The following is a 5,566-nucleotide window of genomic DNA, read 5'->3' as shown; positions in this document are numbered from 1 at the left end:
GAAATCGGAATCCTGGCCTGTTCTAAATGCCGTAAGCCGATGAGGCTTACCTGCATCGAACCGGCTACTCGGGGTTTCGACCTCCGCACGTTCGAATGCTCTGAGTGCAATACGATCGAACGCTTTACGGTCGCGATCTAGCTCGCCTATCACACATGGCAAAGAAGACTGACCGCGGCTTTACAGGCCGCGCATTGATGGCGCTCGCCACCGCATTGGCAGATCGGAATTACCGGGACGCCGAAATCATCGTGGCCGCGCTCGCGAAAGAGCACGGCGTCACTGTCAACAAAGGGAACGACGATGACGGACTACGTTAAGACTTTGCAGAATGCTCGTGAACAGATGGTCAAGGCGCGCCGCGAGGTAGCAGAGGAACTTGCGCGGCCCTACAGCGATACGCCTCGATCTCGAACCATCTTTATCGAGATTCAAACTGTGATCGAGCAAATCGACAAAGCGATTGCGGAAGAACAGAGGCTCGCTCCGCCACGTCCGAAAGGATTTTCACCCGACGACCGTTATAGCGAAGAGCCGCCACAAGATTGCCGGTGAACCTCTTATAGCTTCAAAACACCCACTTTGTGCGTACCGTAGCGACTCTGTCGACCGATCGAAGTCGCCCGTGTCGTCCCGTCGGGCATAGAAAATTTTGAGAGTCAATCGACTTGCGATTTTATGCGCGCTCTCACCAGGCGCCAGCTTTTGCTCGATCCGCTTGCCGTCGGAATCTCTTACAGCGGTCCCGTGCTCGCTGGTCATGACGACTGTGTCGCCATTTTCAATCACGAAAAATCCCTCGGTGACTCTGCCCGCGTCAACGTCAGATGCGGCCTCAATCTGCGGGTAAACGATATAAACCTGCATTAGCAATACCCCCGCGCGTCGGTGTAGACGATCTCTTTCCAAAAGTCTTCGACCAGATTTAACCTAGCCTGCCGCAACCGGCGGCGCACTGGTCCGCGCTAATACGGCGCGCCGAACAAGGGCAATGTGCTCGCGCAGCGTGTAGGCTTCACTCTTTCGGAGTCGTAAGCACCTTCAAAGCGGATGCGAACGGCGGCCTCAATACCCTCCTGAGCCGCCCCGAGCCGGCACGCAGTTCATCTACGTGCATGCGAAATTAGAATGACGTCTCCTCCAGCGCCAACGTCGAGCCAGCGCCAGTCGTGATTTCGTCCCGTGCTGCAGCGGCCTCCGGCAGTACGTGCTCGGCGTAAAAGCGTGCGGTGGCGATCTTGGCGTGCAGAAAGGCGGTGTTCTCCTCGCCGGCCGACAACAGATCGCGAGCGATCCGTGCGGCGTGCGCCATGTGCCATCCGCCCACGACAATACCGGTAAGCTTTAAATACGGGACCGCCCCGGCAACCGCTTCGCGCGGGTCGCTATCGTAACGCGTCAGCAGCCAAGCGGTAGCCTCCTCGAACGCGCCGAGCGCCGCCTTAAACACAGACGCAATCGCTGACAGATCCGCGTCGTTGGTGAGTGCCAACGCGTCCAACTCTTCTGTCATATCGCGGATCAGCGCTCCCGCATTCAGCCCCTTGTCACGGACCAGTTTGCGGCCGAGCAGGTCGTTGGCCTGAATACCGGTGGTGCCCTCGTAAATAGTGGTGATCCGGGCATCGCGCAGATACTGCGCGGCGCCGGTTTCCTCTACATAGCCCATTCCGCCATGCACCTGGATTCCGGTAGAGGCGATCAAGATTGAACTTTCGGTGCACCAGCCTTTCACCACCGGGGTCAACAGTTCGACCCGGCCCTGGTTGGGCGCCCGCACCGCGGGGTCCGGATGATGCCTGGCGCGGTCCATGCAGGCGGCCGTGCAGTAGGCGAGCGCGCGCATCGCCTCGGTGCGCGCACGCATATCCATCAGCATCCGGCGCACGTCAGGGTGATAGATGATCGGGTCGCGTTCGGCACCGCCGATCGGCTTGCCCTGCACCCGACCGCGGGCATATGCGACGGCGTGCTGGTAGGCCGCCTCGGAGACCGCCACGCCCTCGAGCCCCACATTCAGCCGGGCATGGTTCATCATCGTGAACATGTATTCGAGGCCGCGGTTCGGCTCGCCCACCAAGTAGGCGACCGCCCCTTCCTTGTCACCGTATGACATCACGGCCGTGGGCGAGCCATGTATGCCGAGCTTGTGTTCGATGGAGGCGCAAACAAGGTCGTTGCGCGCGCCGAGGCTGCCATCCGGATTGACCAGGAATTTCGGTGCGACGAATAGCGAAATCCCGCGTGTGCCCTCGGGCGCGTCCGGCAATCGGGCGAGGACGAGATGAATGACGTTCTCCGCAACGTCGTGCTCGCCCCAGGTGATGAATATCTTCGATCCGGACAGGCGATAGTGGTCGCCGTCCGGCTCTGCCCGCGTGCGCACTGCGGAGAGGTCGGAGCCTGCCTGCGGCTCGGTCAGGTTCATGGTTCCAGTCCACTCGCCAGCGACCATCTTCGGCAGGAAGCGCTGCTTGAGCGTGTCAGATGCATGATTCACGAGTGCCTCAACGGCCCCCATGGTAAGCATCTGGCACAACGAGAAGGCCAGATTAGCGGATTTCCACATCTCGGCTACCGCGCTCGACACCAACGCTGGCATTCCCTGGCCGCCGATGTCGGTGCTGGCCGGCATCGAGTGCCAGCCGCCCTCGATAAACTGTTGATAGGCCGCGGGGAAGCCGTCCGGCGTGGCGACCTTCCCATCGAACCAGCGGCAGCCCTGACGGTCCCCGGTTGAGTTCAACGGCGCCAACACTTCGCCGGCAAAACGGCCTGCCTCGATCAGGATGGCCTCGACAAGTTCCGGATCGGCGTCCTCGAAGCCGGGCAAAGTGGCGATCTCCGGCAAACCGGCCAGACGGTTGAGCACGAACCGCATGTCGTCCAGGGGGGCTGCATAGGTCATGACCCCAGCCCCTTTGCGACTTCGCGCAACATGAACTTCTGGATCTTGCCGGTCGCATTCTTCGGAATCGGGCCGAACACCACGCGCTTTGGCACCTTGTAGCCGGCCATCTGCTCGCGGCAGAATTGGCGGATCTCTACCTCGGTTGCTGTTGTGTTTGGCCGAAGTTCAATGAAAGCGCACGGCACCTCGCCCCATTTTGGGTCAGGCTTGGCCACCACGGCGGCCGAGTCCACCGCGGGGTGGCGGTGCAGAACGTCTTCAACCTCGATTGAGGAGATATTCTCGCCACCGGAAATGATCACGTCCTTCGAGCGATCCTTGATGCGGACGTACCCATCAGGCTCGATCACCGCGAGGTCCCCGGTGTGGAACCAACCCCCGGCGAAAGCCTCTTCCGTGGCGGAGGGATTCTTCAGGTAGCCCTTCATCGTGATGTTGCCGCGGAACATGATCTCGCCGACGGTCTCCCCGTCCGATGGCACCCGCTTCATCGTGTCCGGGTCGAGGACTGCCATCGCCTCCTGCGCCAGACCGGCAACGCCTTGGCGCGCGTTCAGCCTAGCGCGCTCGGTCAGCGGCATGGATCCCCATTCTTCGTGTTTCGCGCACACCGACGCCGGGCCGTAGGTTTCGGTCAGGCCATACACGTGGGTGATGTCAAAGCCCATGCGCTCCATGCCCTCGATGACGGAAGCGGGGGGAGCGGAGCCAGCTATGAAGCCGCTAACCTTGCGGCCGAAACCGCCGTTCGATTCACCTGCAGCATTGATCAACATGCTGTAGACGATCGGGGCGCCGCACATGTGGGTGACGCCATCTTCACGGATCGCCTCGAAGACCAGCTTCGCGTCAACCCGCCGGATACAGACATTCGTTCCGGCGATGGCCGCCATCGTCCAGGGAAAGCACCATCCATTGCAGTGGAACATGGGCAGCGTCCAAAGATAGACCGCGTGTGCCGGCATGGCCCAGGATACGATGTTCGACAAAGCGTTCAGGTATGCTCCGCGGTGATGCGTGACCACACCCTTGGGGTTGCCCGTGGTGCCAGAGGTATAGTTCAGGGCGATGGCCCCCCACTCGTCCTCCGGCAGGGACCAGGCGAAATTGGGATCGCCTTCCTTCAGGAACGCTTCGTAGTCCTTCTCTCCGAGCAGGGTGCCACCTGCGTTCAGCTTGTCATCGATGTCGATTACTAGCGGCCGGCGTTCCATCAGCTGTAACGCCCGTTGTATGGTTCCGCTGAACTCGCGATCAGTGATCAGTACCTTTGCTTCGCCGTGCGCGAGCTGGAACGCAATCGCTTCGGCGTCGAGCCGAATGTTCAGTGTGTTCAGCACCGCGCCGATCATCGGGATGCCGAAATGGGCCTCGTAAATGGCGGGAACATTTGGCGCCATCACGGCAACGGTATCGTCGGAACCTATTCCACGCTTATGCAAAGCCGATGCGAGACGGCGGCAGCGTGCGTAGGTCTCTGCCCAGGTCCTGCGTTGTTCGCCGTGGATAACGGCGATCCCGTTCGGATAGGTCTCGGCGGCCTTAGGTAAGAAGCTCAGCGGCGAGAGCGAGGCGTAGTTCGCCTCGGTCTTACCCAGGCCAGCACTGTACGGGCCGCCTCTCTGAGTGTTGATTTCCAATAACGTCGTCATTGCCCTCTCCTCGATATTGTTGTCGGCGCTGTACCGGTTCCACGAGTGTCGCGTGACACATTGAATTGGCCTGCTGCCGCTTCCGTGGACGACCTCCTAAGCAAGGGCAGCCTCTTTTTCGAACACGACCGGACTGAGATATTCAGCGGGGGAGGGAGCAGGGAGTGCGACCAGGGCCTCGCCCTCGATCACCACCAGTCCGCCAACCGTGCAAACCGTGGCGAGCAAGACGCGAGATCTCACTGGGATCATCTCTTTGACTGTGACGGTCGCACGGACAGTATCGTGGGCCCGGACAGGCGCCCTGAATCGCAGGCTTTGCGACACGTAGATGCTGCCCGGACCGGGCAGCTTGTTGGCGATCGCCGCGGAGATTACGCTTGCCGACAGCAATCCATGGGCGATGCGGCCCTTGAAAATGGTGCCTGCCGCGAACTCCTCGTTGATGTGGATGGCGTTGTTGTCGCCGGACACGGCGGCGAACAGGACGATGTCGGCTTCCGTGATGGTCTTGGCGAACGTGGCGCACATCCCGACCCGCAGATCTGCAAATTCATAACCTCCGAGCTCATTCATCGGACCGCGCTCCTGGATTGTACGGAAACCCGCAATTCACTTTTGGCTGCTGTCAAGATCTGCACACAAATGCCTCCAGATTTGATGTCCGATAGGGACAGATCCCCCATGCTATTTTTCCAGAACATAGCTTCCTGGTGCGTCCTGGATCGGCGGGTAGGCAGCGCTGCCGACAGCCGCCGCCGGTATTCTCTTTCCGGAACGGGCCTCAAGCCATTTGGTCCAATCGCCCCACCAGCTGCCCTCGTGCTTTTTCGCGCCAGCCAGCCAAGCCGCCGCCGTCCCAGCCGCCGCCGCATCGCCGGTCTCGTCGGTCCAGTAGCCGCCTTTGCCTGCGGACGGCGGGTTGATCATGCCGGCGATGTGCCCACTCGCTGCAAGCACGAAGCGCGTCTTCGCACTTGTCAGCTGCGCTATCCGCCAAGCC

5 protein-coding genes and 1 pseudogene are annotated in these 5,566 nt (G+C 60.9%); 2 read left to right on the top strand and 4 right to left on the bottom strand.

Translation table 11 applies throughout. The features are described 5' to 3' along the window. The first annotated feature begins 155 nt into the window (after positions 1-155). Together VNX23_RS24350 and VNX23_RS24345 are read left to right on the top strand one after the other, a co-directional pair. Positions 156-320, top strand: a complete 165-nt coding sequence (locus tag VNX23_RS24350; RefSeq protein WP_325634119.1) for a hypothetical protein — start codon at positions 156-158, stop codon at positions 318-320. Further along, positions 304-555 carry a hypothetical protein gene (locus tag VNX23_RS24345; RefSeq protein ID WP_325634118.1) on the top strand — a complete coding sequence of 84 codons (252 nt, stop codon included), beginning with the start codon at positions 304-306 and terminating at the stop codon, positions 553-555. The genes VNX23_RS24350 and VNX23_RS24345 overlap by 17 nt, the downstream gene beginning before the upstream one ends. Positions 556-1,123: 568 nt before the next feature. On the opposite strand, the gene VNX23_RS24340 is transcribed toward VNX23_RS24345, so the two are convergent. The 4 genes and pseudogenes from VNX23_RS24340 to VNX23_RS24325 form a co-directional block, all read right to left on the bottom strand. Then, a complete protein-coding gene (locus VNX23_RS24340) occupies positions 1,124-2,908 on the bottom strand; it encodes an acyl-CoA dehydrogenase (protein WP_325634117.1) in 1,785 nt (594 codons plus the stop codon). After that, a complete protein-coding gene (locus VNX23_RS24335) occupies positions 2,905-4,563 on the bottom strand; it encodes an acyl-CoA synthetase (RefSeq protein ID WP_325634116.1) in 1,659 nt (552 codons plus the stop codon). Before VNX23_RS24335 ends, VNX23_RS24340 begins: the two co-directional genes overlap by 4 nt. Positions 4,564-4,659: 96 nt before the next feature. Further along, a complete protein-coding gene (locus tag VNX23_RS24330; protein WP_325634115.1) occupies positions 4,660-5,139 on the bottom strand; it encodes a MaoC family dehydratase in 480 nt (159 codons plus the stop codon). 111 nt (positions 5,140-5,250) lie between these two features. Continuing rightward, a pseudogene (locus VNX23_RS24325) lies at positions 5,251-5,566 on the bottom strand (class I poly(R)-hydroxyalkanoic acid synthase); the annotation flags it as partial.

This window comes from Bradyrhizobium sp., from assembly GCF_035570375.1.
GTDB lineage: Bacteria > Pseudomonadota > Alphaproteobacteria > Rhizobiales > Xanthobacteraceae > Bradyrhizobium.
The sequence above is the reverse complement of the archived record's forward strand: the minus strand, read 5'-3'. Positions and strand labels throughout refer to the sequence as shown.

Excerpts from the sequence above, each read along its gene's own strand:
- VNX23_RS24350 (WP_325634119.1), top strand. The coding sequence starts at position 156 with ATGGCAAAGAAGACTGACCGCGGCTTTACAGGCCGCGCATTGATGGCG.
- VNX23_RS24345 (WP_325634118.1), top strand. The coding sequence starts at position 304 with ATGACGGACTACGTTAAGACTTTGCAGAATGCTCGTGAACAGATGGTC.
- VNX23_RS24340 (WP_325634117.1), bottom strand. The coding sequence starts at position 2,908 with ATGACCTATGCAGCCCCCCTGGACGACATGCGGTTCGTGCTCAACCGT.
- VNX23_RS24335 (WP_325634116.1), bottom strand. The coding sequence starts at position 4,563 with ATGACGACGTTATTGGAAATCAACACTCAGAGAGGCGGCCCGTACAGT.
- VNX23_RS24330 (WP_325634115.1), bottom strand. The coding sequence starts at position 5,139 with ATGAATGAGCTCGGAGGTTATGAATTTGCAGATCTGCGGGTCGGGATG.